General features: G+C 58.4%; 27 protein-coding genes and 1 pseudogene. 14 read left to right on the plus strand and 14 right to left on the minus strand.

Annotated elements, in window-relative coordinates:
* Positions 1-459: 459 nt before the first annotated feature.
* From AC13RC_RS31060 to AC13RC_RS31075, 4 genes are all read right to left on the minus strand, one after another.
* Positions 460-1,164 carry a DUF899 family protein gene (locus AC13RC_RS31060; RefSeq protein WP_113420999.1) on the minus strand — a complete coding sequence of 235 codons (705 nt, stop codon included), beginning with the start codon at positions 1,162-1,164 and terminating at the stop codon, positions 460-462.
* 169 nt (positions 1,165-1,333) lie between these two features.
* Positions 1,334-1,615: an alpha/beta fold hydrolase gene (locus tag AC13RC_RS31065; protein WP_113353591.1), complete on the minus strand. Its 282-nt coding sequence runs from the start codon at positions 1,613-1,615 to the stop codon at positions 1,334-1,336.
* A gap of 263 nt (positions 1,616-1,878) precedes the next feature.
* Positions 1,879-2,439, minus strand: a complete 561-nt coding sequence (locus tag AC13RC_RS31070; protein WP_488559520.1) for a cupin domain-containing protein — start codon at positions 2,437-2,439, stop codon at positions 1,879-1,881.
* An 18-nt stretch (positions 2,440-2,457) separates the two neighbouring features.
* The gene (locus AC13RC_RS31075; protein ID WP_488559521.1) at positions 2,458-3,186 is read right to left on the minus strand and encodes an NAD-dependent epimerase/dehydratase family protein; all 729 of its coding nucleotides are present in this window, start codon (positions 3,184-3,186) and stop codon (positions 2,458-2,460) included.
* 69 nt (positions 3,187-3,255) lie between these two features.
* Here AC13RC_RS31075 and pdxR point away from each other — a divergent pair, with 69 nt between their 5' ends.
* From pdxR to AC13RC_RS31090, 3 genes are all read left to right on the plus strand, one after another.
* Positions 3,256-4,701: a MocR-like pyridoxine biosynthesis transcription factor PdxR gene (gene pdxR / locus AC13RC_RS31080; RefSeq protein WP_488559522.1), complete on the plus strand. Its 1,446-nt coding sequence runs from the start codon at positions 3,256-3,258 to the stop codon at positions 4,699-4,701.
* A gap of 447 nt (positions 4,702-5,148) precedes the next feature.
* Complete coding sequence (locus AC13RC_RS31085; protein WP_488559523.1) at positions 5,149-7,362, plus strand: PAS domain S-box protein; 2,214 nt, start codon at positions 5,149-5,151, stop codon at positions 7,360-7,362.
* A 55-nt stretch (positions 7,363-7,417) separates the two neighbouring features.
* Positions 7,418-7,729, plus strand: coding sequence for a PAS domain-containing protein (locus tag AC13RC_RS31090; RefSeq protein WP_162759652.1), 312 nt, complete (start codon positions 7,418-7,420; stop codon positions 7,727-7,729).
* A gap of 146 nt (positions 7,730-7,875) precedes the next feature.
* Here the strand turns inward: AC13RC_RS31090 and AC13RC_RS31095 are convergent, their stop codons facing one another.
* Entirely contained in the window at positions 7,876-8,859 is a 984-nt protein-coding gene (locus tag AC13RC_RS31095; RefSeq protein ID WP_488559524.1) for a PAS domain S-box protein, read from the minus strand.
* Between the two features lie 681 nt (positions 8,860-9,540).
* On the opposite strand from AC13RC_RS31095, the gene AC13RC_RS31100 reads away from it, so the two are divergent.
* Positions 9,541-10,035 carry a response regulator gene (locus tag AC13RC_RS31100; protein WP_488559525.1) on the plus strand — a complete coding sequence of 165 codons (495 nt, stop codon included), beginning with the start codon at positions 9,541-9,543 and terminating at the stop codon, positions 10,033-10,035.
* Positions 10,036-10,643: 608 nt separating this feature from the next.
* Here the strand turns inward: AC13RC_RS31100 and AC13RC_RS31105 are convergent.
* Together AC13RC_RS31105 and AC13RC_RS31110 are read right to left on the minus strand one after the other, a co-directional pair.
* Positions 10,644-11,621, minus strand: a complete 978-nt coding sequence (locus AC13RC_RS31105; protein WP_488559526.1) for a 3'-5' exonuclease — start codon at positions 11,619-11,621, stop codon at positions 10,644-10,646.
* Between the two features lie 135 nt (positions 11,622-11,756).
* On the minus strand, positions 11,757-11,972 hold the full coding sequence (locus AC13RC_RS31110; protein WP_113353600.1) for a hypothetical protein: 216 nt from the start codon (positions 11,970-11,972) through the stop codon (positions 11,757-11,759).
* A gap of 260 nt (positions 11,973-12,232) precedes the next feature.
* Here AC13RC_RS31110 and AC13RC_RS31115 point away from each other — a divergent pair, with 260 nt between their 5' ends.
* Together AC13RC_RS31115 and AC13RC_RS31120 are read left to right on the plus strand one after the other, a co-directional pair.
* Entirely contained in the window at positions 12,233-12,697 is a 465-nt protein-coding gene (locus tag AC13RC_RS31115) for a hypothetical protein (protein WP_488559527.1), read from the plus strand.
* A gap of 434 nt (positions 12,698-13,131) precedes the next feature.
* On the plus strand, positions 13,132-13,710 hold the full coding sequence (locus AC13RC_RS31120; protein WP_145324678.1) for a response regulator: 579 nt from the start codon (positions 13,132-13,134) through the stop codon (positions 13,708-13,710).
* A 29-nt stretch (positions 13,711-13,739) separates the two neighbouring features.
* Here AC13RC_RS31120 and AC13RC_RS31125 read toward each other — a convergent pair whose 3' ends face one another.
* From AC13RC_RS31125 to AC13RC_RS31140, 4 genes are all read right to left on the minus strand, one after another.
* Positions 13,740-14,207, minus strand: coding sequence for a hypothetical protein (locus AC13RC_RS31125; protein WP_145324676.1), 468 nt, complete (start codon positions 14,205-14,207; stop codon positions 13,740-13,742).
* A gap of 102 nt (positions 14,208-14,309) precedes the next feature.
* Positions 14,310-14,657 (minus strand): VOC family protein, encoded by a 348-nt coding sequence (locus AC13RC_RS31130; RefSeq protein WP_352231215.1) that lies wholly within the window; start codon positions 14,655-14,657, stop codon positions 14,310-14,312.
* Between the two features lie 51 nt (positions 14,658-14,708).
* Positions 14,709-15,125: an NAD(+)--rifampin ADP-ribosyltransferase gene (gene arr / locus AC13RC_RS31135; RefSeq protein ID WP_488559528.1), complete on the minus strand. Its 417-nt coding sequence runs from the start codon at positions 15,123-15,125 to the stop codon at positions 14,709-14,711.
* Between the two features lie 49 nt (positions 15,126-15,174).
* Positions 15,175-15,795 (minus strand): CGNR zinc finger domain-containing protein, encoded by a 621-nt coding sequence (locus tag AC13RC_RS31140; protein ID WP_488559529.1) that lies wholly within the window; start codon positions 15,793-15,795, stop codon positions 15,175-15,177.
* A gap of 88 nt (positions 15,796-15,883) precedes the next feature.
* On the opposite strand from AC13RC_RS31140, the gene AC13RC_RS31145 reads away from it, so the two are divergent.
* From AC13RC_RS31145 to xth, 5 genes are all read left to right on the plus strand, one after another.
* On the plus strand, positions 15,884-16,828 hold the full coding sequence (locus tag AC13RC_RS31145; RefSeq protein WP_488559530.1) for a DMT family transporter: 945 nt from the start codon (positions 15,884-15,886) through the stop codon (positions 16,826-16,828).
* A gap of 28 nt (positions 16,829-16,856) precedes the next feature.
* Positions 16,857-17,336 (plus strand): GNAT family N-acetyltransferase, encoded by a 480-nt coding sequence (locus tag AC13RC_RS31150; RefSeq protein ID WP_113420325.1) that lies wholly within the window; start codon positions 16,857-16,859, stop codon positions 17,334-17,336.
* Between the two features lie 294 nt (positions 17,337-17,630).
* Positions 17,631-18,035: a GFA family protein gene (locus AC13RC_RS31155; protein WP_113353606.1), complete on the plus strand. Its 405-nt coding sequence runs from the start codon at positions 17,631-17,633 to the stop codon at positions 18,033-18,035.
* 194 nt (positions 18,036-18,229) lie between these two features.
* Positions 18,230-18,406, plus strand: coding sequence for a DUF3606 domain-containing protein (locus tag AC13RC_RS31160; protein WP_113353607.1), 177 nt, complete (start codon positions 18,230-18,232; stop codon positions 18,404-18,406).
* 3 nt (positions 18,407-18,409) lie between these two features.
* Positions 18,410-19,210: an exodeoxyribonuclease III gene (xth, locus tag AC13RC_RS31165; RefSeq protein ID WP_488559531.1), complete on the plus strand. Its 801-nt coding sequence runs from the start codon at positions 18,410-18,412 to the stop codon at positions 19,208-19,210.
* 83 nt (positions 19,211-19,293) lie between these two features.
* Here xth and AC13RC_RS31170 read toward each other — a convergent pair.
* Positions 19,294-19,465 (minus strand): annotated as a pseudogene (locus AC13RC_RS31170) (SOS response-associated peptidase); the annotation flags it as partial.
* A gap of 379 nt (positions 19,466-19,844) precedes the next feature.
* On the minus strand, positions 19,845-20,732 hold the full coding sequence (locus tag AC13RC_RS31175) for a LysR family transcriptional regulator (protein ID WP_162759613.1): 888 nt from the start codon (positions 20,730-20,732) through the stop codon (positions 19,845-19,847).
* Positions 20,733-20,828: 96 nt separating this feature from the next.
* Here AC13RC_RS31175 and AC13RC_RS31180 point away from each other — a divergent pair, with 96 nt between their 5' ends.
* Together AC13RC_RS31180 and AC13RC_RS31185 are read left to right on the plus strand one after the other, a co-directional pair.
* Positions 20,829-21,749, plus strand: a complete 921-nt coding sequence (locus AC13RC_RS31180; protein WP_183813610.1) for an NmrA family NAD(P)-binding protein — start codon at positions 20,829-20,831, stop codon at positions 21,747-21,749.
* 20 nt (positions 21,750-21,769) lie between these two features.
* Positions 21,770-22,708 (plus strand): NADP-dependent oxidoreductase, encoded by a 939-nt coding sequence (locus AC13RC_RS31185; RefSeq protein ID WP_113420322.1) that lies wholly within the window; start codon positions 21,770-21,772, stop codon positions 22,706-22,708.
* A gap of 97 nt (positions 22,709-22,805) precedes the next feature.
* Here AC13RC_RS31185 and AC13RC_RS31190 read toward each other — a convergent pair whose 3' ends face one another.
* Positions 22,806-23,426 carry a TetR/AcrR family transcriptional regulator gene (locus AC13RC_RS31190; protein ID WP_488559532.1) on the minus strand — a complete coding sequence of 207 codons (621 nt, stop codon included), beginning with the start codon at positions 23,424-23,426 and terminating at the stop codon, positions 22,806-22,808.
* 87 nt (positions 23,427-23,513) lie between these two features.
* Here AC13RC_RS31190 and AC13RC_RS31195 point away from each other — a divergent pair, with 87 nt between their 5' ends.
* Positions 23,514-24,959: an MFS transporter gene (locus AC13RC_RS31195; protein ID WP_488559533.1), complete on the plus strand. Its 1,446-nt coding sequence runs from the start codon at positions 23,514-23,516 to the stop codon at positions 24,957-24,959.
* The last annotated feature ends 217 nt before the right edge of the window (positions 24,960-25,176 follow it).

Raw genomic sequence — 25,176 nt, forward strand, 5'->3', positions numbered from 1 at the left:
AGACAATGTTTTTCGCGATCGTTGTCTGTCGACTCAACGCATGGCTTCAGACTCCACCGCGATGACTGGCGTACCAACGCTGTGCGATAGGGGCCATGCACCATGTCCAGATTTCTCGCGCGCGCTCTAAGTCGTCCGACGCGGGCAACGGCGAACGCTCCAGAGCGATGCTCGAGCACGACACCTGGCGCGTGGTTCCGTAGCTCCTCTGGCAGATGCCCTCAAGCGTCGTAAGGTAACGATGATCACCTGCCTGCGCATCAACGCCGCGCTAATCCAGGCGGTCGGTCCACAGCTCGGGTACACGAGATCGGGTCGGATCTCCACATCCGGCCTCACGGCGCCCCGCATGCTGGATCGACATCCATCTTACCGCGGTTCAAAGGAGGAGGTGGTGCCGCTGTCGTTCCATCTGACTTCTGACTCGTAGCATGAGACCAACGACTACAATGATCGTGCTCAGTAATTGAGCTTCGGGTACCAGTCTGTGCCGCGGCCGGCTGGCGTCATGTCCAGAATGTTCCAGAGTGGTGCGATATCGACTGCGCCCCTTGGATCCTGGCCAGGATCCGCCGCTTCGGTCGGCATCTCGCCATTGTAGAAGACGCGGATATCTTTCCCATCCTTCTGGTAGACGGTGAATCCTGGATTTTCAGATCCGTTGTCATTCAGCAGGCCTAGGTCACGGGCGTAGTCGTCGCCGACGATCTGGACGAAGTCCAGGTCGCGCCAGCCGCGTTCGATGGCAAAGGCGCGTTGTCGTGCCACCGGGCTGCGACCGATGATTTTGAAGGCAACCCGTTGCTTGATGTCGGCGCCGTTGCCGTTCGCTCCGCCAAGAAAGTTCGTGCACATGGGGCAGGGCCGTTCGCGCTGTGGGCCGAACATCCAGAAGTACGTCACTAGTGTATCGTGGTGACCGAACATGTCCGCGAGACCGACCTCGTCGCCGTTCTCATCCTTGAAGCGATAGTTCTTCTCAACGACGGGACCTGGAGGCAGGCGCCGGCGCTGCTCCGCAAGCCTCGTGAGATGTCGCCGGACTTCGATTTCCTCCGCCAGCAGGGCCGTCCTTGCCTCGGCGTATTCCGGAGTTTCGTTCGTGAACTTGCTCACACGTTTTGCGGCCAGTTCCTTTGCGGGTCTCAATTCGCTCATGTCCATGTGCCTGCTCCTTGGATCTATTCCGACCGTCTCGCAAAACGACCTCCATTCGGCCATCCCATGCTTGTCGTCGGAAATCGGCGGGCGCGCATGATGGTTTTCCACGCCTCACTTGAAATAGACGTACGAGGCGATCCGTTCTCGACAAGAGCTCGAATTTTTTTCGGTTTCAGTTGCGGTCGCCTTGCTCAGAGGTGGCAATCAGAATCAGCGCGATAACACGCTCGGACGCCTGGCGCACAATTTCAAGGGCCACGTGGCCTCCCATCGAGAAGCCGACCAGCACCATTTCCGCCATCGCCACAGCAATAGCACGACTCGCCATTTCAGCGGTTGACGAGTCCTGCGATAGGTCGGCATGGATGATTGGGCCATATGCCGCCAGCTCGGGTTCAACGTCACGCCAGAGGTCGGCGTCGAGCATGAATCCTGGAATTAGGACCATCCCCATCTTCACGCTTCCTTCTGAGATCTGGCAAAGGTCGCCGGTCGTGGCTCATGCGGAGATCAATCACGTGCGAGCGCCTTCGACAACCAAAGAGAGCTGACGCTGCCGATTGCCGGCAATGCTATATGGTAGCCCAACGCGGTGCTTCTTCTAACCTAGCATACGCGGCGTTGATGTCACGTGAGGGTCCAGGTGGCATATTACCTTGATTCATTGATGAAGCGAGGCTCGGACAAATGTAATCCAAACGACGTCAAAGGAGATCGTCAATCGGGTATTACCAGCGGCCCGCAGTCACTATCGGCGACAAAGGTCGCCAGCAACTCAGCGGGCTCGGTCTTGCTGACGTTCTCTGCAAAAAGATGCACAGTTCCGGGTGGCTCGAACCAGGTTTCGCCCGCGCGATAGGTCCCGGCCGGGCCACCTTCAAGCTGAGAGCGCAAGGTCCCCTTCAGCACGAAGGCCGAGACCGAGCCAGGATGCCGATGACGTGGCGTATAGGCGTTGGGTGGATAATCGACGACCGCGACGGTCAGTGACTTACCCGGCACGTTCGGCAATGGCTCGCAGGAAATTGGCCTCACTGTGGTCTGGGGTCGTCCGGCGGCCGCCGGATCGGAGGTTTCGGACATATGATGCTGAGCAGGGCCTGGATCGGCCTCGCCGCTCCGGTAAGCGGTAATGCCCAGGAATAAAGCAAGCACGGCGACGGTTCCCAAGGTCATCGAAATAGATGATGAGATCGCGCTGTTCTCCGCGACCGAGCCGAGGATTGAATGAACGTTTGGTTTCAGCATGGAGTATCTCACCGGCGACAGGGTTTTCAATGATAGCTCACGGGGGCTTCAGATCCGGAACTCCGGCGTCCATCCGAGTTCTCGGATAGCCTTCGCAGAGCTAACCATTGGGCTCGCTTCGGCAATATTGTAGATGCCCTGCGTTCCCGCCTTGACTGCAAGCATGGCCGCGCGGGCCGCCGCGTCCACATGGACGGCGAGCGTGGCATCGGGGAGGTCCGCTCCGGTCGCGGGGCCGTAGAGGCGCCCATAGCGCAGAACGATACCGGTTACCCTTTCAGGCTCTCCCAGGACAGCGGCCTCCAGCGCCGCAACACCCGAGACGCTAACGCTGCGAGGCTCGGGCGCTGCGAGATCCAGGGGTGCCGACTCGTCATGGGGTTCGTTCCCAGCAGCATAGGCCCAGGCGATGCTTTGCGCGATAATGCGCTTGGCGCCCGCAGCCATCGCGGCCCGCATAAGATTGGCGGTCCCCTCGCGGCGGATGCGCGCATTGCGGGCGGCGAATTCGGATGCTCGTGACGGGTCTACGGCCGGGGGGAGATCGGTCAACTGGTGGATGATCACATCCGGATTTGCCTCTATCACCGCCCGCTTTAGCGCATCGCGATCGAAGACGTCGACCACCACTGCATGGACGCCGGCCGCATCAAGGTCGCGCGCTTTGTCGGACGAGCGTGTTGTCCCGAAAACGTCATATCCTGCATCCAACAATTGCGGCACGAGCCGCCTGCCGATAGCACCTGTGGCACCCGCCAGAAAAATCGTCTTGAGCACGATATTCTCCTTGCCTCTTCGTTGTATAGCTACACTATGGCCGCTATCATCCAGTAAAAAGGACCAAGATTGGGCAAAAAAACTGTACCATCCACGGATGTTCGGTCCCTCTCCATAACGGTTGATCGGCAATCTGGAAAAACGCTCACTGACCAGCTGACGCAGTCGATCGAGGCCGCCATTCTGGATGGGCGGTTGTCGGGAGGCGCGCGGCTGCCATCGTGGCGCGATCTGGCAAGCCAGCTCGGCGTTGCGCGCGGGACGGTCAAGGCCGCATATGAAAGGCTTATCGACCGCCAACTTCTGATCAGTCACGGTCCCGCGGGAACGCGGGTCAGCGCGCACCTGCCCCCGCGCACCGCGGGCGAGCGTCGCATGTCGCTCCGCGATCCCTTCCACGCGCTCGGAATGATCACACCCGGTATGCCGCCGCGCCTGTTTCAGCTCGGCGTGCCTGCACAGGATGCGTTCCCTGCGACGACCTGGTCTCGACTGTTGGTACGGGCCGGCCGAAAGGCAGCGCTCCTGCCGCTCAGTTACCCGGACCCACGCGGCGAGCTGGCCCTGCGTCGCGAGATCGCAGCTTATCTTGCCGTGGCCCGTTCTGTCGTCTGTCATGAGGAGCAGGTCTTCATCACCACAGGTTTCACCGCCGCGCTCGGCCTGATTGCCGATACGCTCGCAGCACGGCCATGCAAGGCGTGGGTCGAAGATCCGGGTTACCCTTTGGCAAAGGCCGGACTTGCGCTGAAAGGCATAGAGGTTTTGCCCGTCCCGGTTGACTGCGACGGGCTCGACGTGGCGTTCGGCATGGCGATCGCCCCCGACGCATCGCTCGCGGTCGTAACGCCGGGACAGCAAGCCCCACTGGGAATGACAATGTCGCTCACCCGTCGGCGGGCTCTTCTGGACTGGGCGGCATCGGCAGACGCTTTCATCATCGAAGACGACTATTTGGGTGAATTGCAGCTGAAGGGACGCGCTGCACCGGCACTCGCCTCGCTGGACGCCGAAGAGCGTGTCATCCATGTGGGGACGTTCAGCAAGACGATCAGCCCGGCGCTGCGACTCGCTTTCTTCGTGGCGCCTCCCCGCCTGCTGGACGAGCTTTTCCGCCGGGCGATGTTTCTTTCTCCTGCTCCCGCGACGATGGCCCAGATTGCCGTTGCCTCCTTCCTCTCCGAAGGCCATTTCCTTCGGCATTTGCGCAAGATGCGGCGACTCTATTCGGAACGGAGCGAAGTTTTGAGCGGCATCGCGGGCACCGCGCTGATGGACCGGAAGAGGGGCGGATTGGCGCTTATTCTTGGTCTTCCGGATGGTGCGGATGATGCCGCCATCGCTCGCCGCGCCCGCGACCTTGGGCTGGGGCCATCACCCCTGTCGAGCTGGTATGCGGATGCGAGCCGCTCCCGGCCTGGGCTGCTGCTGGGGGTAACGAACGTGACGCCGTGGTCGGCCGCTACCGCTTGGCAGGCACTGCAGGCCATCATCGGTGAATTTACGCAAGCTTGACGTCCGGTAGCTCACGAAGAAAGGCTGTTCGTGCTAAGCACGGAAGCTGGATTGCGCGGCTCGGCTTCTTGTATGTTGCGCAGCACATAGAGGCGAGGCGGCTCTTCCCTTTGTTGGAGAACTACACCCGAACGACCTGGAACTCGCCTATACAGTCTTTATTGGGTATGTTCCGTCCCTGAACGCCATACCCGAAGGGCCAAACCCGGACGCAGGTCTGGAGCACGGCGACTGGAAATCGCACACCCGCTTCATTGTTTGCCCCTCCGGCTATCGCAATTTTGATAATATCGGATGGAGAAGGAGCGCTGGTGCGCGAACGATATGGCGCCGCCGATCTACCACCAAGGAACTGGACGGAAGGAACTAAAGTGGGCTCTCGACGTTAACGCGCGAACGATTTTGTGGGGAGACTGAAACCCGTTGCCATCGGGTGGGAGGAGCTCGATGAACAATTCCGGAGCGCCCAGCGGTCCTGAAGCGATTTCTGCGCCTGAATGGCGACAAATCGTCCATAGCGCGGTCGATACGGCGATCATTACGACCGACCTCCAAGGCAAGGTGACGAGCTGGAACGAAGGCGCGCACCGCATCCTGGGCTGGACGGAAGCTGAAATGCTGGGCCAGACGCTGGAGCGTTTGTTTACTGACCAGGACCGCCAGCGAGACATATTGGCAAATGAGATGCGCGACGCGCTGGCATACGGCCGTGGCGGCGGCCAAGAAGGATGGCGTATATGCAAGGATGGGAGCCGCATTTGGGCGTCTGGCGCGATGACCCCTATCAGGGCCACCGATGGGGTGCAGAGCGGATACGTGAAGATCTTGCGGGATCGGACCTCCCAGCGCAAGGCTGAAGAGGTCGCGGCCGAAGAGCGTCGCGCGCTCGAATTGCTGAACCGCGCGGGATCTGCCCTGGCGGCTGAGACGGACCTCCATAAGGTGGTGCAGATCGTCACCGATGCCGGTGTTGCCATCTCCGGCGCTGAATTCGGCGCGTTCTTCTACAATGTGCTGAACGAACGTGGTGAGAGCTATATGCTCTATACGCTTTCCGGAGCGCCCATCGAAGCCTTTTCGAGATTCCCGATGCCGCGCAACACGCAAGTGTTCGCGCCGACGTTCAACGGGGAAGGCATCGTACGCTCGGACGACATCACGAAGGATCCGCGATATGGCCGAAACGCGCCTCGACGCGGGATGCCCGAGGGCCATTTGCCCGTGCGTAGTTATCTGGCCGTGCCGGTGATTTCGCGCACCGGGGAAGTGCTCGGGGGCCTGTTCTTTGGCCATGCCACGCCAGCTGTCTTCAACGAACGCTCCGAGCGGGGCCTGGAAGGATTGGCGGCGGAGGCCGCGGTAGCGATCGACAACGCTAACCTTTCACAGGCCACCCAACGTGAGATTGAGGAGCGGAAGCGCGCGGAAGGAGCCCTTCGCGATCTGAATGCAAGCCTCGAGCAACAAATCGCGGAACGAACAGCGCAGCTTAGAGAAAATGAGAGCGCGCTACGCCAATCGCAGAAGATGGAGGCCGTTGGGCAGCTGACGGGCGGCATCGCTCATGATTTCAACAATCTGTTGCAGGTCATTATCGGCAATCTTGACATCTTGCAGCGGAACTTGCCGGAGGATTCCGGGCGGCTTAAGCGAGCTGCGGGCCACGCAATGATCGGCGCTCGTCGCGCCGCTGCCCTTACCCAGCGGCTCTTGGCCTTTTCTCGACGCCAGCCACTCGATCCAAAACCACTGAATGCCAACGCCCTTGTGACGAGCCTTTCGGAGATGATCCATCGAACGCTTGGGGAAACCATGGCCGTGGAAACTGTTCTGGCCGCTGGGTTATGGCAGGTGGAGGCGGACAATAACGAGCTTGAGGCCGCAATTCTCAACCTCGCGGTGAATGCGCGCGACGCCATGCCGGATGGTGGCCGTTTGACCATCGAAACCTCGAACGCCCACATTGATGAGGCCTACGCCGCCTCCTACGCCGAGGTTTCAGCAGGGCAGTATGTTTGTATAGCGGTGTCGGATACCGGCACGGGCATGGACGAAGTCACGATCGCAAAGGCCTTCGAGCCATTCTTTACGACCAAGCCGGTCGGTCGGGGGACTGGTCTTGGACTGAGCCAAGTCTATGGCTTCGTCAAACAGTCCGGCGGGCACGTGAAGATCTATTCGGAGCTCGGCCACGGCACGACGGTAAAGATCTATCTACCGCGATTCACATCGGCCAATACGTCGGACGAGCCCCAGACTGATCTGCCGGTCCCTGAAGGGCAAAATGACGAGACCCTCCTCGTCGTCGAGGACGACGATGATGTGCGAGCCTATTCGGTCGAGATTCTTCGTGAGCTCGGGTATCGGGTGATCGAAGCGCATGACGGGCCTTCCGCTCTACGCCTCCTTGAGCGACAGGCGAGAGTCGATCTGCTCTTCACCGATGTGGTCCTTCCAGGGGGCCTGACCGGAGCGCAGGTCGCAGTCCAGGCGCAAGAGATTAAACCGGGTCTAAAAATCCTCTTTACAACCGGCTACGCGCGTAACGCGATCATTCATCACGGCCGCCTCGACAAGGGCGTAAGGCTGATTACAAAACCATTCGGTTCAGCGGAACTGGCGGCGAAGGTGCGTGATGCGCTGGATGAGGAGTTCGAGTGATGCTCCTGTCACAGAGGCCGATCTTATCGCCAATGCCGAAGGTGGGAGCTGGGATATGCTATCGCTTGCCATCGATACCGTTCTCGAACGGGCTTTCCACACGATCGGCGCGGGCATTGTGGCGCTTCGCGAGGCGCTAGACCGCATTCCGGTCGCGATTTATGTGACCGACGTCGCAGGCGTCATAGCCTACTTCAGCCCGGCCTGTATTGAATTTACCGGCCGCAGGCCTGAAGTCGAGAAGGATCGATGGGAGTCACTTGGTGCCATTATACGAACGTGGGCGAGTTGCTGCCCCATCACGAATATTCCATGGGTGGTGCCCATCAATACGCGGTGGCCGGTTCGAGGCGTGGGAGACCCTTAACCGCATGCCAATGAGTACGAGATCAAGGCTGCCCAAATCCGCGGATCGACGTGCGGTATCAATCGCTCCCCTCAGAAATTCTCCGCTTCCTATTCGTTCCGACTAGGATCGTGACACCTATCGGCGCCCAACGTCGAAGGAACTCCTCAGCCTGAAAATGCCGCCCTTGGAATACTGATGGAGACAACCAGGCCGGTCGGCCTCCAGTCGCGCTCGATGGTGGCGCCCAGCGAGCTCGCCAGAGCTGTTTCCAGCCGACTGCCAAAGCCCGAGGTTCCGGAAATTGCTGGTTCCGGACCTCCCGTTTCCCGCCAAAGCAGCTGAATCCGACCCTCTTTCTCTAGCACGTTTACAGCGAGATATCCGTCCGCTACCGAGAGAGATCCATATTTCGCGGCGTTGGTGGCAAGCTCATGCAGCAGCAGAGCGATGTGCGTCATCGCCTTGCCCGTGATCGAGGGATCGCTCCCCGATATGGTGATCCTTTCCCTTGCCCCGTAAGGCTCGAGGATGGTCCCGAACAGTGTGTGCAAGGAGATCGCCTGGATGTCGTCGATCTCACCTTTCCAATCGGCCATGGTGAGCTGGTGCGCACGCGCGAGCGAGGAGAGCCTGGCCTGGATCGTCGCCAGCAAGTCCTCCTGGGTCGTGGTGGAGCGTCCGCTGATGGAGACGATCGCCGTCGCGAGCGCAAAGAGATTCTTCACGCGGTGACGCATCTCTCCCATCAAAAGCTCTTGCTCCGCCTGCGTCCGGCGCCTTTCCGTAATATCCCTCGCGATCTTCGATGCGCCCACGATCATGCCTTGCGCGTTGCGGATGGGTGAAATCGTGAGCGAGATGTCGATGAACGATCCATCCTTGCGCCGTCGCACTGTCTCGAAGTGCTCGACGCGCATGCCACGCTGGATCTCGGCGAGGATCGCTGGCTCCTCATCGAGCCGATCCTCGGGGATGAGGATGGTGATGGATTTGCCGATCACTTCCTCGGCCTCATAGCCGAAGAGCCGGGTCGCGGCTGGGTTCCAGCTCTGGATAATGCCCCTTAGATTCTTGCTGATGATCGCATCATCCGAGCCATCGATGATAGCGGCCAGCCAGTCGCGCGGATCGGGTCCGTCCGCTGTCACTTGGTGTATCAGCTTGGCTGGCGGAAAGGGATTTGATGGAAGCCGCACGCTCGCCCGCCACGCGTGGGGTGGCGCGGACGGTCCGTCATCCAATGGGGGGTCTTCCGCGGAACTTGCCATGCAACACTCCTGAACCACTCTCATCACCGCCAAAACAGAGGCAAACGCAAGAAATCATGCACGTTTGCCTTTTTGATAGCATCTCTTCGCCGGCGGACACGTCAAAACACCAGCTGTTTCCCAAGCGAGAATCGCCGGTTTTTGAAGTATCTCCCTACTAACATAGGGCACCGTTCACATCTTTGAATGCCGTTAGGTTCCGGTCATCGCTCAGACGATAGACAAAGATCTTTAATTCTTGAAGAGATCCGACGGAAGATGGCCTCAGTCGATGGTCGGTGGCCTCCCGCCGAGGGCTGACGGCTGGATGTCTCGTTCGCGACGCATCTGAAAGACCGGATAGATGAAGGCTCGAGGGTCTACTGGTGCGAACACGGATCGAGCTTACCATTGGCCTGTTCCCATCGCCGCCCGTCGACCTTGCGTGTTCGTTGCGAGACGATGGAGGATACAATGTGATCCAGTCGGGGGGGTGTCTCCGCAAGATTTCGCGAATATAGTGGACATCGCGGCGCCACATCGGCTGTCGCTCATAAACTCGTTACCAAACGTCGCCCATCGATGTTATTTGATACCAAAGGCGAGGGCATTCAATCGTTCGAAGGTCCAGCGCGACGAACCGGAGTTCACGATGATTCCCGCAAGGGGAACCTGATCGCCATTCCGAGGTTAGACGCGATCGAAAAAACGCGGGGCCCAATGCGTCAACTTGTTCTGATTGTCGAGGACGAGCCGCTGCTCAGGATGCTGGCGGTGGATCTGGTTGAGGAAGCTGGCCTCGAAGCGTTGGAAGCTACCAACGCTGAGGAGGCTATTACTCTGCTAGAGCGCACGCCCGATACTCGGATCCTTCTGACCGACATCGACATGCCTGGAAGCATGAACGGCCTCGAACTCGCTTGGACGGTGAGCCGTCGCTGGCCATCGATTTCCACAGTGTTGGTCTCGGGCAAACAGCCCCTGGCGGCGAGAGAGATGCCTGAAGGTAGTGTCTTTTTCGCGAAACCCTACGAGCCTCGAAAGATGGTTGACCTGCTCTTGAAGATGGCGAATTGACCGCGGCCGCTTAGCTTTCAGCGACGCGCGAATTGCTGCTGCGGCCTTCGCCGCCTTCCACATATGCGTCGGAAATCAATCGGAAACCAAAGCTCTGTTCGTCTGACCTCAAGTTGTTCTGGGGATCTGGTCTTCTTCAATCACCAAACGAAAGGCTTCGAGGATCACAGTGCAGGCAGGACGCCTTGTGCGATGCATCCAATGCGCAGCCGGCGAAATGGCGGATCAATTGCAACGCCATGATGGCCAAGGACCAACGCGTGCTGGATTGAAGGCTGTCAAATTTGCAACACATGCTGGGACCTTTAGTTTTCGAGTTTCTAATAGATGGACAGCCACCGAATTGATGATGTTATGGACTCGTAAGCTCCGTTTTGGTGGTAGGCGATGCGATTTACGGACTTTCGGCGTTTCAGGATGCTCCGATCGCGTGCCTTGCGCGGTAGCAGTGGCGCGTCTGAGCTTTATGAAGCTTGGGTCTATGACGCCTTTGATCGGTTTGAGCGTGAGATGGAAGCGTTCTGCCGGCGCTCGCTGTTTTCAGTTGTAATTTGAAAGTCGGGCCCGGCAAGGTCGGGAATACCCGATGTAGTAGCGAGGGGCCGAATCTATCTGCGCCCCCTGAACCGGTCGAATGCCGTCAGACGCTGAACCGGGGGGTCAGCATCCTCCCAGCGGTAGATCTCGATTCGCAGGAAGCTAAGCTCGTCTTCCATCGCCTCCTCGGCGATCTCGATCCACCAGGATTTCGGCCGGCCGTCACTGCCGTCCGACCAGCGATAGCCCCGCTCCTTCAGCCGGTCCTTCAGATCGAAGGGCGAGTTTTCCGCGAAGATGCGCACGCGGGAACGCTGGCTTGCCTGATAAAGCTCGGCAAATGGTGTTTGACCGTTATCGCCCTGAGGAAGTGCCAGGACTTCCAGCAGCGCAAAGCAGTCATCGACGGCCCGGTGCCCGACATGAAAATACCCACTCTGGTTGATGAGGTATCCAAGCTTCGTTCCCTCATAGCCCCTGGCATTCCAATCGATCTCGGTATTGGAACAAGCCCAGGCCTTACGGACAAAGATCGGGGAGAAGGCTTCGCAGAACGGTCGATCGAAGCCGGCATTATGGGCAATGACGAGATCGGCGGGCTCGATGAGCGCACGCACGGCGGGCATGTCGATCATCTGGCCATGAACCATGGCGTCCGTGATGCCGGTCAGCCGGATCACGTCGGCCGGGATCGGGATGCTCGGTTGCTGCAGTCCGCCGTAAATGCCGGTGACATCTCCGATCTTGCCGTCCGCATTGAAGGTGAAGCCGATTAGGCCGATTTCAATGATCTCGTCCTTCCTCGCGTCGAGACCGGTTGTCTCGGTGTCGAGGATAACGCCCCTCAGCGGATAGCCCGGCCTTAGGGCAGGGGCGATCGCGCGTGGCTCGAGTTTTTTCAGGATCTGATAGCGTCCGGTTGCTTCCAGCATCCGCACCATCTCGGCTTCATCGGGCGATGATCCGATCTGCCGAACGCGCAGGCTGGGTGCCGACGCTTTGCGAACGGCCTGCGCATTCTCCGAAAACATGTCCAGCTGAGACGTCATGGGCCATCTAACGAAAACGGTCGCACAAATCTTAACGAAAACGGTCGCACAAATCTAAAGCGTCAAATGCCTCAAGAGAAGCGCCCAGCGCTGCCGGATCGTGCATACCCACTGCTAATCGACGTCACGACGACCCTAATGGGTTCGCCGTGTTGCGGTGTGGACCGCGCCGCCGATGACGGTGTCCATATAATCATCCGCGAGTTCCAGCAGGGATTCTGCTATGCACTCGGGCTCCCACCCGTCTTCGAGGAGCTCATCGACTGCTCTGGCGATGTTTTGCCGGAGCTGCTCACGACACTGCCGCTTCGACTGATCCGCGAAGCCGATCACCCATCCTTTTCCTGGCATGCAGCTCCTCCTTCGTGGCGACGGGCGCATTCACCCTCACGGAGGAGATATAGCAAAAGCCTCCGCCAGCAACCGGGAAAGTCGAATTTCGGAGAAGAATGCTGTCGTGATCACTTTGCGGACGAGTCAATCCGCAAAAATCAAGGATGCGGGTGCGAATGATTGATCTGTCACTGCCATGGATGATGGACTAGGCTGGTCCCCGTTGGGAGATGCAGGGTCTTTCAACACTGCATCTCAAAACCATGGAGCATATGGTTGTGACGAATTTTATTGAGAAATGGTCCGCCAGGAAGGCGGACAAACCCAAGGCAGGTGTACGGAACGTCGTCGAGGCCTTTCGTCTCCGGGTCGCCGAGCAGAAGAACTATCTGGAAGAGTATGAGCGTGATCCTGCCGGCTTCAGGAAATGGCGGTCCACGTGGTTCCAGCGGGTTCCAGGCGGTTTTGGCGTGAGCGTTGGCCGCGACGCGATCAGCACCGGCAACGGGTTGAGCTACGTTGTCGTCGAAACCATAGGACAAGTCGCCGAGTTTCTCGATGATCTCGCCCAGCATGCTGAGCATGATCTCGATTTCCAGAAAGCGCTTGAGGAAAATCGCGCCCGCCGCGCCGCGGTTTTGAACGCCGCAAAGGCGCAGTCCAAGACGGTCAAGTCCGCTCCCGCCAAGGTCCCACGGGCGAAGGTCGGTCCAAAGGCAGGCAAGACCAAAGCGGACGAATAAGCCCGACGCTCGTACGTAGCCAAAGCAATGCTCAGCCCGCCTCGCGCGGGCTTTGTCTTTGTGACACTTCATGGGCGACGAGCGCATCTGTTTTCAAGCTTGAGCGCGTCTGCGAACATTGAAAACGGCGTCGTCTTGTACGCTTCGTAAGCCCGGCCCTATTTGCCTGATTCCACCGATCTTTTTTCGCCACGCGTCGAATGGACAACGAGAGGGAGCAGAATTGGATGATGATTTCCAGACTAAGGACATGTGCGCGCCGGCGCGATGCAAGGCCAAGATGTGCCAGCCAAGATTGGTTTGCTATATTGGGCACGATAAAATGTCGTATGACGACACAAAGTTCAGATGACTCTTATTTTAGCGTTGATTCATGAAGTGAGACATGAAACTGTACTTGGGCGTGAATGCCTCAGATATAAGGAAACGCGCGAGTGGTATTTCGTGATTTGTCACGTGACATTTTAGGCTCGCAAGATCTCAAGATCGTCCGGGACGTATTTGAGCGGGTGAGCTCCGAACCGTGGTTCACCGCGCACGCCGAGAAGCGCGACGAATTCGCTCGATATGTCGTGCGGATGTACCGCAAAGGTGTGGTCATTCCCGACAAACTGGAAGCAGTTTGCCTGACCGCGGCTAAGGAGCGCTTCTCGAACAAGGCTGTCGGCGGGTGCCGTTTCCTTATCGTTGAAGACGAGGAAATCATTGCGGTGGACGCCGCCGATACCCTGGCTCGAATGGGGGCGGAAATTGTCGGCCCGGTTAGCACCGTTAAGGATGCATTCGAGGCCATCGAAGGCGCCGGGGCCAGTCTCGATGCGGCGCTTCTTGACATCAATCTGCGTGGACAGACAATTTTCCCCGTGGCGGCTTTTCTGAAAATGAAGCACATACCGTTTGCGTTTGTTACGGGTTACGATGATCGGTCCGTACCAGCATTTTTCCGTTCGACGCCGATTTTCACCAAGCCTGCCAACTGGGAAGTAATAGCGTCGCGTCTTGCGCAAAGTTAGTTTGGCGTCCCAAGCTCGATCGCGGAGCGCTACTCCGGGACGCTACATCCGCTATGGAGCGATTTCAACTTGAGCCGTTGGGCGTTGGGCATATCCTTGGAGAATTCGGTGTATGCCCATAACATTGCAATTTTCTGTAATTGGTTGGGCTTGACGATTCCGTATCGAAATAATCCGACCAAACCGACGGCGAAACCTTCCCGGCTATATTCGGTGTCATCAAACCAGCTTTGTGTCGTTACAATTTCGTATATTCCTTTTAGCATTGTGAGTTCGCTTTGCGACAACTTTCCCTGCGTAAGACGCTTCAGCCGTTCCATCATTGTTCCCGCTGCGCGTTCGATTCCCAAACTTGTGCACGTGCTGCATAACGATAGCAGGTCGGTCTCGAGCCCTGCCATTTTGACCATGCCCAGTACCACCGCATTTTTTATGATTGCATAAGAGGAACCTGCAGAAGAGGCGAAGGTTCCTTGCGTGATAGTCTGATAGCGCATTGCGCGTAGGCAAAGGGGTGTCCCGGGGTAGCAGCGATCGAAGCCGCGGCAAAAGCCGGAGTTCGGGGCAAGATTCGGAAAGCGCCAACCGCCCGGACATGCTTATCTGAAAGAGCTTGCTGACGGCAAAGTTGTCCCCGGCGTCGTCGATTTATTCCAGATGGAAGTCAAAGAACTCGGAACGGGGTTCAAGGTGTCAATCAGCACGGAGCCGAACAAGAGAGCTGTTCGAGGACGATCTCGATCAGTTCCGTACTCCAGCCTTTTCATCCCCAGGACCTCCACATACCATGCGGCGGACGCTTCTACGTTGGTGACGTTGATGACGAGATGATCGAGGGCGGATATTTCCCTGGGCCTTGCTTCTGGTTCTTCTTTTTCGGCGCTCCTGAGACCTGTGCTGTTCGCGGCTCCAATGATCATGTCGAGGCCGGACATCCCCGCAAGCATGGAAATGGAAGGGATCGACCGGCCGCTGAAATACCGTCGATCCCACAGCGGTCAATCGATAATGACGTTAGCACCTTCGGCCGTTAAGCGCGCCAACCCGTCTTTCATCTGACGGATCTGTTCCGCCGTATGACCTTGCCAGTTCACGACCTCTCCGATCACCCGCAACGGGTCCCTCGATCGATAGGAGAGAGTTGGGTTTCCCGGAAATTTCTTGTCGGTCACGTTCGGATCATCGAACCAGGCGCCGGTCGGCTCGACGACATAGATGCGTCCTGGTTTTTCACCCGCAGCCAATTCAGCACCCCAAATCGCCGCATCCATCGTGCCTGTGAAGTATACCCATGATAACTGCGTGTCGGCGGCGAAATTGGACGGGTATCCGGAGGCGATCATGTCCCCGGGCCGCAGATCGGCGCGGGTACCGTGAAAAAACGATGGTGAAAAGGTGGTTGCAGCTACCGACATGGCTCTATCTCCTTTTGCGCGTGAACCTTGCTGTCTGTGGCCGCGTCATTTACTCGGCTCGCACGGCCCGGAACTTCCGCACCCTGGCATGTGATCCACACGTCCGGTCAGAGCACCAGCGCCGATGACCATTACGTGAGTGGTCGAGGAAAAGCCAACCGCAGTTCGGACCTTCGCATGCCCGGATCGGGCGGCGATTCCGTCGCGATGTCAGCAAATCCGCGGCCAGCCAGCCAACGCGAGTTGAAATTGCGTCCAGATGGTCCGCGGGCGATTGCCGCCATTCGATCGCCTCACCGACGTTGACCAATCTGCGCTGCGCCTGCGCGCGCCTTGCGACCTGGTCGAGCAGCTCAAGGTCTTTCATGCGAACCGGCTCGTCGCCAACTTCGGTCAAAAAAATTCGATGGAGGGTCTCTCGCAGCTCCCTGGCACGGAATAACTCCGTCTCCGCTTCAGAAGGCGACTTTGTCGCCAGCGAAAGCAGGGTGCATTGCTCTTCGTCATCAATGACCTCGAGGCGCCCAGCCCAGGAAACCAGGTCGCTATAGCTGTTCAAGAACTCCGGACCCCATCGCTCGCCACGGCTATCGACCGTGTTGACGAAGTCGAGTGCGGGGTGGCCGCCGAGCAGGCTGATCTCGCCAATGTTTTTCTGTCTCGTCATCATAGGGAATATCGGATCGCGGAACGATTTGGGCAAGAGCTAGTTGTAACGGTCTATGGCATATTTATCCGTTACATGAATTGGAAACCCCATGGCCTATCGTTTGAACAGGAATCAGCTCCGCTTTTTGATGCTATGCGTCATCTGGGGCAGCACGTGGATCGCGAGCAAGGCCGGCATCGAAGCCGTTCCACCGTTGCTTTTTGCGGCAACGCGCTTCACCGCGGCGGGGTTGTTGCTGCTTGTTTACGGCTGGATTAAGGGCGAGGCTGCAGGCTTGAAGATCGAAGATGGCATACGCTTCATCGCCGTCAGCATATTGATGATCACTCTGTGCTACGGACCCCTGTTCTGGGGCATGCAGTATATCGACACGGGCACGGCCGCGGTTCTGGAGATGTCGCTGACACCCATCGCTCTTTTGTGTTTCGCCTTGTTGTTACGGGAGGAAAGGCTCGACGTCAGGCGGATCCTGGCAATCGCGCTCGGCGTATCAGGATTGGTGGTTCTGTTCTGGCCGTCGGCGGCAGGCGGAAGCGGATCGAAATCGGAAGCATTCGATGGTGCGAGCCTATGGGGCGGGCTGGCGGTCTCGTCGGCGGCGTTTACCTATGGCTACGGCTCGGTGCTGGCGCGACCGTTGCTGCGATCCTATCCAGCGGTTTTCGTTGCCGGTATCACGACGCTGGTCGGTGGCATCGCGCTGATGGTCGCTGCACTGATATTCGAGCCGGGTGCTGTGGCCGCTGTTTCAGGAAACTGGGGCACGAGCGCCTGGACGGCTTGGTTCTTCCTTGTGATCTTTGGTTCGCTGGTCGGGTATACGACGTACATGCGGCTGTTGCGGGATATCGGCGCCTCCCGTGCGGGCAGCTATGCCTTCGTATCTCCCGTGATTGCCGTTGTGCTCGGCGCGCTGTTCTTTTCTGAACAGGTTACCGTTTCCGACGTCATTGGCATCATCGTCATGCTGACCGGCGCCTATCTCGCCATGGTCGAGGCGCCGACCGCCAGACGTGCGCCGGTCGAAAGCTGACGTTGGGGCACAACAGAAAGGCCGAACAATGGAATACCTAAAGGCGACGCCAGAGCATGATGATATCCTTATCACGCATTACCTCGCAATCTGGAACAGTTACGGCACTCCGCCGGATCACATCTGTTTCGATGCCCGGTTGAAGGTCCATCGTTTCATCGAAGAGGGTAGGCAGAGCCGCGAGCTTGCTACATTCATCGCGTTGGACGGCGCGACCGCTGCTGGGTCCGTCTCGTGCCAAGTTCATCTCTCCCCCTATCCGGACGTCCTTCGGCAAGATGTGCACAAGCGCGGCTATATATGGAGCGTCTTCGTAGAGCCTGCGTACCGCCGCCAGGGTATTTCGCGCCTGCTGACACAGCTTGCCGTTGAATATCTCAGGTCGGCCGGCTGTACTGCTGTCGTGCTGCATGCTTCGGAAGCCGGCAAGCCGGTTTATGCGTCTCTTGGTTTCAAGCCTGCAACGGAAATGCGTCTCACATTCGGCGAAACAAGTTCCGAAGCTTGATGTAATTGCCAGCAAGATTGATCAGCGCCGAAGCGATCAGTCCAGTCATTTATACAAGAACATCTGAACTGGGGATTAAGACAGGTCACCAGCATGTTTTGACCGTACCTTTCCGATGCGGCAAACAGTGAGTTGAGCGAAATGCTTAGCCGTCCGACCGTGCGAAATTAGTGGTTCGACACAGGTTCAGGAATGGAGACGCTGCTGTTGGGGCACAAGAGTGGCAGAAGTGGATGTCGACTTGTGAGGGGCAGCCTCTATGTCCGAAATAGTGAAAATGGAGGGAGAGCTGACATGCATATCGATGGCGCATGCCAATGCGAAAAAATCACTTATGAAGCCGAGGTCGACCCGCAAGACGTGTCGATCTGCCATTGTACCGACTGCCAGAGATTGACGGGAACCGCTTACCGAGTGACGGTCAGCACACAACGCGATCACTTCCAGATTACGTCCGGCGCGCCCAGGCTTTACGTCAAGACCGCCGACAATGGTCGCCGCCGGCAGCAATTCTTCTGTGCTGATTGTGGATCGCCCATCTATACGACCGGAGAGGATGAAGATGCCGAGCGAGTTGGGATTAGACTGGGAACGGTGAACCAGCGCCAGGAGCTGAAGCCCCGCTCGCAGCTCTGGTGCTCGTCCGCGTTGGGATGGGCTCAGGATCTGACAGGACTTCCGGGTCGAGCGGGGGATTGAGCGTCTCTGTCAATATGAACCGAGCGCTTCTCACCTTGCCTTAGAGAGAAAAGCGACGAGGTTGGTGCGTCAACGGGTGCCCAGCGGCTTCCTGATGCTGCGCTCATTTGAGGGATCTCCCGCACCATACGAGTATGGAACTTCTTGAATCGGCGTCCGTTTTCCGGTGGCCGAAACCATAAGGAGCACGAACAATGGCAACCACGTCGCGAGGCAGAGCACAGGATCGAGCCAAGGTCGCAGCCGGGCAGGATCATGAAGTCCGTTACGAGGCGAAGAAGGAAGGCGTGTCAAAGGACACGGTGAAGAAGGCCGTGAAGAGCGCCGGGAATTCCCGCAAGAAGGTCGAGGCGGAAATCGGCCGAGACTAGGCCGTGAAGCTCGCGACCTACAATGTCAACGGCGTCAACGGCCGGCTCGAGGTTCTTCTCCGATGGCTTGAAGAGGCCGAGCCGGACGTCGTCTGTCTGCAGGAGTTGAAGGCGCCGCAGGAGAAGTTTCCGATCAAAGCCATCGAGGCCGCCGGCTATGGTGCCGTCTGGCAGGGACAGAAGTCATGGAACGGCGTCGCGATCCTTGCCAAGGGCCAGGAACCTCACCTCACCAGAAAAGGTCTGCCCGGCGATCCGGAAGACGCGCACAGCCGCTACATCGAGGCCATCGTTGACGGGATCGTCATCGGCGGGCTCTATCTCCCGAACGGCAATCCGTATCCTGGGCCGAAATTCGACTACAAGCTCCGCTGGTTCAAGAGACTGGAGGACTATGCGGCCGAGCTGCTCGAACTGGAAGTTCCGGTCGTGCTCGCCGGCGACTATAACGTGATGCCGACGGAGATCGACGTCTACAAGCCGGAACGCTGGACGGACGACGCATTGTTTCGCGTGGAAGTCCGGGAGGCCTACAAGAACCTTGTCGACCAAGGTTGGACGGATGCTCTGCGCCACCTGCATCCGGGCGAACACATCTACACCTTCTGGGATTATTTTCGTAACGCCTATGCCCGCGACGCCGGGCTACGGATCGATCATTTCCTGCTGAGTTCCGAGGCGGCGGCAAGATTGGCGAAGGCGGAGGTCGACAAGCATGTCCGCGGCTGGGAGCACACGAGCGACCACGCCCCCGTCTGGATCGAACTGAAGGATGAAGCGCTGAGGAAGCGGAAGGCGAAGTGAACGAAGCGCAAGTTAAGGACCGGCGAGTCACAGCGGAATGTCTTGCTCCCCGGCTCGCCAGACTTCGAAACGATCGATGATCCTTAGGGCTTACGCGCCAGAATGATCAGCGCATCGTTCGGAAGGTGGTCGAGTGAGTTGCTTTGCTTCGCCCCATGACGCTCGCATCCAGATGTCAGTTTCTTCCTTCGTCTGCAGCAGGACAGGCATGGCCTTATCATAAATTTGGCTTAACGAGTCACTGGGATCCGTGGTCGTCCGCAGCGATAGCCGATGAAAAATCACAGGCGTAGATATCATGTATGCGACAGAGAAAGTCGGGTCGTCGGTTCCGATCCCTTGAAGAGCTGGTGCTATCGGACGTCAGTTGACCGCAGACCGTCATGTCGCGCAGCGCGACCATCGGCCGGAAGACATTATGCAGGCCAACTGTTCGAGCGGGCGGGGAGCTGTCTCCCATTGACCCCGGAGGGACATTGCTGGGAAGAACGAAATCGGATCAACACAATGCGAGTTCCGCATCATCCCAATCGAGGCCGCGCCCATGACGCTCGCTGTCGCCGCTTTTGGGCTTTCCCGTTCGTTATCGCGCCAGATTTGGAAAAGGCATCCGCTTGAATGTCGTAGATCGCACTCAAACTAGGAAATGCTCCACCAGATAGTCCACAAACACCTTGACGTTGAGAGCGAGACTTCTGCGCGCACGAAACAAGGCATGAATGTCGGCCTTGTCGCGGTGGTGATGGGGAAGGAGCCGAATGAGGTGACCATTGTCGACATCATGAGCCGCAAGGAAACTCGGTAACCAACCGATGCCCGCTCCGCCTAAAAGTGCGATACGTAGCGCGGCGGGGTCGTTCACCGACAGCCGAGGCGCCACGTCGACCTCGACGGCGCCACCCGGTCCGTCGACCTTCCAGCTTTTAGGTCCAGGTAATCCGCCCTTGTCGACTATGTCATGGCGCGCGAGGTCGGTGAGATTTTCGGGGTGCCCCATCCGTGCCAGATAGGCGGGGCTGGCGAACAGGCCGAATACGGCATGGCCGAGCTTGCGGGCCGTAAGGCTCGAATCCTCTAGCCGTCCGACTCGAATGGCAACATCGAAATCCTCACCGATGATATCGACGCGGCGGTTCTCCAATTCGAGCAAGACCTGTACCTGCGGATAACACTCGAGAAAACCTGGCAGCAAAGGCGCGAGCAGCGCGTGACCAGAGGTAAATGGAGCGCTCACACGCAGGAGGCCTCGCGGCACGGCGTTAAGCCGGCCGACCGCGGCTTCCGCATCCGCGAGGTCGCCCAGAATGCGTTTGGCATGCTGCAGGAACAGTCTGCCGCTGTCCGTGAGCGTCAGCTTCCGGTTCGAGCGCTGCATAAGCGTCACGCCTAGGCTCGCCTCCAAGCGCGCAAGGTCACGGCTGACTGTGGATTTTGGCTTTCCAAGGGAACGAGCGGCGCCGGTCACGCTCTTCATCTCGGCAATCTTGGCGAAGAGCCGCACCTGATTGAGATCGGAAATCATATGTTCACTCATGGGAACATGATGTTCCAAAGTGGATACATTGTCCATTCCAGAGAACATAAATAGGTTTGTCATTGAATAGCAGAGGATCTTCACATGACAGATAAAACGACCATTCTTCTTGCGGGCGCTACCGGCATGCTTGGCGCAGGGATCGCCAACGTGCTGCTCGACCGGCCTGAGGCGAGGCTCCAGATACTCGTTCGCAAACAGACGCTCGAGGCGGGAACGAAGAAGGCCGAGCTCAATCGCCTGACAAGCCGTGGTGCAACTATCGTGGAAGGTGATCTGCACGAGCCTGCCAGCCTAGTTGCGGCGACCGGCGGTGTGGATGTTGTGATCTCGGCTGTCCAAGGAATGCGCGAGACCATCGTCGGCGGCCAGCTCGCGTTGCTCGACGCCGCCAAGCGCAATGGCGTCCGACGCATCATTCCCTCTGACTTCGCCATCGACTTGTTCAAGTTGGAGCCTGGCAGCCACCCCATGCTCGACTGGCGGCGGGAGGCAGACGAGGCGATCGAACGGAGCGGGCTAGAGCATATTCATATACTGAACGGCGCCTTCCACGAAGTGGTGCTCGCCCCCTTCTTTCAGGTCTTCGATCTGGACGCCGGCACGATCACTTATTGGGGTGATGGTGACACCGTCTTTGACGTAACTACGGTTGCCGATACGGCATCCTATACCGCAGCGGCAGCTCTCGACATCGGCCTTCCGAGCGGCAAGCTCTCGATTGCCGGCGATCAGATCACCATGAAGCAAGCCATCGCTGCGGCGGAAAAGGCTTTTGCTCGACAGTTCCAGGTGCGCCAGGTCGGCACGGTAGCGGATCTGGAACGCTGGATTGCCGACACCAAGGCGACCAACGCCGACTTCTGGGCCCCAATCGCTGCGCAATACCAGTGGGCGATGGTGTCGGGAAAGGCGAAGCTGACCGATCTCAGCAACGCCCGCTATCCTGAAATCACACCGACATCTTTCGTCGATTTCCTGATCAAGCAGGCCGGCAATCGCTAAGCGGCCAAGGAGTACGATCGATGTCCGTGAGAATGATGAAAGCATGGCGCATCCATGGCTATGGCGCGGCCGACGTTCTGATCTGCGACGACGTGCTCGTCCCGGAAATTGGGCCTGACCAAGTGCGGATCCGGACCTACGCAGCCGGTATCAACCCAGCGGACTGGCGCACCCGCAATGGGCATTTCAGCGCGATCCGGCCGGCAACCTTTCCGCTGACGCTCGGCCTTGATGTCGCCGGGACGGTCGAGCTAGCGGGGCCGCAAGTCCGTGGCTTCCGGCCCGGTGACAGAGTGATCGCTCGCGCCGAAGGCGCCTTTGCCGAATTTGTGGTGGCGAAGGCGGTTGACGTCGCTCATGCTCCGAATGCCATCCCGCTTGAGCATGCTGCCGGTATTCCGGTAGCAGCCGGCACCGCATGGTTGGTGCTGTTTGAAGCGGCGGCGGTCCGCCGCGGACAAACGATCCTGATTCTTGGGGCATCGGGGGGGATCGGTACCTTCGCAACCCAGCTCGCCAAGCGCGCCGGCGCCAGGATCGTTGGAACAACTTCGGCGCGGAATGTCGATTTTGTGCGTTCCCTCGGTGCCGATGAGGTCATCGACTATCAGAAGGGCGAATTCACGAGCGCCCTTGCGCCGGTCGACACCGTTGTCGACCTGGTCGGTCCGACAGCGCAGGATACCGCATGGCCGCTTCTGCGCGAAGGAGGGCGTTTTGTCTCGATCGTTGCCCCTCCCGACAAGCAGAAGGCGGCCCATCGCAACGCGACGCCCATCTTCGGCCGCGGCCCACGGCCGATTGATGGAGACCTTCTCAAGGAGATCGTGAACCTTGTCGATCGACAGGAGCTTCGTGTCGTTGTTGAAACCGCGTTTTCTTTCTCAAAGGCACCGCAAGCGATATCGCTCAGTGAAAGTGGTCGTTCACGCGGCAAGATCGTCCTGACACTCCCATAATGAGAATATGGATTCGATCTGCAATATGGTAGTCTTCATCAAAGGTCTCTGGTTGAGTCATTCGGAGCAGAACCGGATATACGGGAAACGTCTGGAGCTATTGGCCTCTTAGCGGATTGGGTTTCTCCAAAAGTGCTGCAGCGGAAAAAGCACACATAGCCTTCAAGCGTTTCCTGGATGCCCCGTCTCTTGCCTGCATCGAAATTCCGATGAGAAGCGCCGCGACCGCGCTACCCAGCACGTCGGGATCTGTTCCGTCCGGGAGCTCTCCGTCCCGAACCGCGCGTCTCAGGCGCTCTATTATGGATGCTTCCTGAGCGCGCCGCCGCTCGGCAAGGAACTCGCGAACGGCTTCGTTTTCCACTGCGCTGCTGGTTGCGGCTGAAACGACTAGGCATCCACGCGGTTGCCCCTGTCTTGTGTACGTTTGAACAGCGTCGTCAAGCATGCGGATGATCGCTGCGCGGGCTGTCGGTTCCTCGGCGAGCGCTCTTCCGACAAACCCCCCTTCATTGGCTTCGTAAAGCGCCACGGCTTCCCTGAAGAGATCCTCCTTAGAGCCAAATGCAGCATAAATTCGAGCTGGCGCTAGGCCGAGAGTGGCGACGAGATCGGAAATCGACGTTCCCTCGTACCCCGTGATCCAAAAGGCGTCGCGCGCCTTCGCCAGTGCTTTGTCTCGATCGAACTCCCGCGGCCTCGCCATCGGATACTCCATTCTTGAGTGGTTGATAAATAATTTGCTTGACTCAAATTGGCAAGTAGGGATTCTTGAATGATCATTCAAGAATCATAGGAGCTTTTCGTGACTGCGTCAGATCAAGCACAATCAATAGCACCGACTGCACCGAGAACCCGCTCAGCCGGAAGGCGAGCGGCCATCCTGACCTTGCTCGCATTCGCCCAACTCATCATCGCTCTGGATCTCAACATCGTGTTCGTGGCACTGCCGGAGATCGGCGCTGGTCTCGGCTTTTCCGAACAGACGCTTCAATGGGTGGTGAGCGTCTATACCGTCTTCACCGGAGGCTTTCTTCTATTTGGTGGCCGTGCTGCCGACCTGATCGGTCAGCGTCGCATGTTCATTTTTGCGCTTTGGGTCTACGCCTTGTCGTCGCTTGTCGGCGGACTGGCCTGGCGTCCAGAGGTCATTATCCTAGCCCGTGCCGTGCAGGGCATCGGGGGGGCGTTTCTGTTTCCAGCGACCCTCTCACTTGTCAATCGCCTGTTTGCAGAAGGTCCCGAGCGCAACCGCGCTCTGGCCGTTTGGGGCGGCGCGGGTGCCAGCGGCCTGACGATCGGTTCTATTGCCGGCGGTTTTCTGACCGCGACCTTCGGCTGGCCATCGGTCTTCTACGTGAATGTCCTCCTCGCCGGTCTCGCGATCATGGCGGCCTTCTTTGTAATCCCGAAAGATCCAAAGCGGCACGAACATCGCAGCTTCGATCTGGCGGGCGCCATCACCGTCACCGCGGGCGCGACGCTGCTCGTCTTTGCTCTCGTGCAGGGACCAGAATATGGATGGACGGCGCCAAGCATTATTTGGAGCGCACTGGCCGCTCTGACTCTCCTGCTGATTTTCGTGACGATCGAGGCGAGAAGCTCGGACCCGCTTATGCCACTGCGGCTCTTTCGAAATGGCAGTCTGGTCGCTGGAATGGCCATCACCTTCCTCTACATGGCAACGTTCGGCACTTTGCCTTACTTTCTTACAGTCCTATTTCAGAATATTCAGGGCATGACAGCGATGCAGACCGGACTGGCTTTTCTCGTTCCTTCTCTTGCGATCGCCGCTGGAACTCAGATCGGCGAGCGGCTTGCGACATGGTTCACAACCCGGTTGACCCTTGTTGCCGGCATGGTCGTTGGAGTACTAGGCACAATTGCTATGATCCCTGGAGCCACGGTGGAAGCCGGTTATCTTGCCATCGTCCCCGGTGTGATCATTTCCGGAGTTGGCCAGGGCATTGTGTGGACCGGCATGTGGATCGCAGCCGCGTCCGGCGTTCATCATGACGAACAGGGTATCGCTTCCGGCATGGCATCGACAACGCTCAATGTGGGCAATGCCATCGGTCTGGCGATCATGATCGCGGTGGCCAATCGCCACACACAAGGACTATCCGGCGAGCCGCTCAAACTCGCTATGACGGATGGAATGCAAACGGCGTTCTGTCTTGTTGCGGCAGGTATCGCCGTGTCGATCCTGATTGCTCTCTCGCTTCGCAAACATACGACACTCGCTGATTAGGAAAGTGGGAGCAGAGCGATCGGAGGAAGGTTGGTTCGGTGGTTTTCATGTCATGGCCACCGAACCATAGGGTCGAAGAGTGCCGGCGAGGGCTTTTGCTGCCTGGACAGAGGAGCCCTCGGCAAAGGAACGCATTCCCGAACGCGGTCAAGATAGCCCTGTCCTTCCGGGGTCATCGACGGCGTGCAGGAACTTAGATATAGCGGGTGCCGCCAAT

It is taken from the genome of Martinezella sp. CNPSo 3890 (genome assembly GCF_057784455.1).

Coding starts and splice junctions, on each gene's coding strand:
- arr (WP_488559528.1), bottom strand. CDS start 15,125: ATGTCGGTAGCTGCAACCACCTTTTCACCATCGTTTTTTCACGGTACC.
- AC13RC_RS31065 (WP_113353591.1), bottom strand. CDS start 1,615: ATGGGGATGGTCCTAATTCCAGGATTCATGCTCGACGCCGACCTCTGG.
- AC13RC_RS31150 (WP_113420325.1), top strand. CDS start 16,857: ATGGAATACCTAAAGGCGACGCCAGAGCATGATGATATCCTTATCACG.
- AC13RC_RS31180 (WP_183813610.1), top strand. CDS start 20,829: ATGACAGATAAAACGACCATTCTTCTTGCGGGCGCTACCGGCATGCTT.
- AC13RC_RS31130 (WP_352231215.1), bottom strand. CDS start 14,657: ATGCTTGCGGGGATGTCCGGCCTCGACATGATCATTGGAGCCGCGAAC.
- AC13RC_RS31190 (WP_488559532.1), bottom strand. CDS start 23,426: ATGGAGTATCCGATGGCGAGGCCGCGGGAGTTCGATCGAGACAAAGCA.
- AC13RC_RS31060 (WP_113420999.1), bottom strand. CDS start 1,164: ATGGACATGAGCGAATTGAGACCCGCAAAGGAACTGGCCGCAAAACGT.
- AC13RC_RS31085 (WP_488559523.1), top strand. CDS start 5,149: ATGAACAATTCCGGAGCGCCCAGCGGTCCTGAAGCGATTTCTGCGCCT.
- AC13RC_RS31110 (WP_113353600.1), bottom strand. CDS start 11,972: ATGCCAGGAAAAGGATGGGTGATCGGCTTCGCGGATCAGTCGAAGCGG.
- AC13RC_RS31185 (WP_113420322.1), top strand. CDS start 21,770: ATGTCCGTGAGAATGATGAAAGCATGGCGCATCCATGGCTATGGCGCG.
- AC13RC_RS31105 (WP_488559526.1), bottom strand. CDS start 11,621: ATGACGTCTCAGCTGGACATGTTTTCGGAGAATGCGCAGGCCGTTCGC.
- AC13RC_RS31175 (WP_162759613.1), bottom strand. CDS start 20,732: ATGATTTCCGATCTCAATCAGGTGCGGCTCTTCGCCAAGATTGCCGAG.
- AC13RC_RS31125 (WP_145324676.1), bottom strand. CDS start 14,207: ATGCGCTATCAGACTATCACGCAAGGAACCTTCGCCTCTTCTGCAGGT.
- AC13RC_RS31090 (WP_162759652.1), top strand. CDS start 7,418: ATGCTATCGCTTGCCATCGATACCGTTCTCGAACGGGCTTTCCACACG.
- AC13RC_RS31140 (WP_488559529.1), bottom strand. CDS start 15,795: ATGATGACGAGACAGAAAAACATTGGCGAGATCAGCCTGCTCGGCGGC.
- AC13RC_RS31100 (WP_488559525.1), top strand. CDS start 9,541: ATGTTATTTGATACCAAAGGCGAGGGCATTCAATCGTTCGAAGGTCCA.
- AC13RC_RS31145 (WP_488559530.1), top strand. CDS start 15,884: ATGGCCTATCGTTTGAACAGGAATCAGCTCCGCTTTTTGATGCTATGC.
- AC13RC_RS31155 (WP_113353606.1), top strand. CDS start 17,631: ATGCATATCGATGGCGCATGCCAATGCGAAAAAATCACTTATGAAGCC.
- AC13RC_RS31160 (WP_113353607.1), top strand. CDS start 18,230: ATGGCAACCACGTCGCGAGGCAGAGCACAGGATCGAGCCAAGGTCGCA.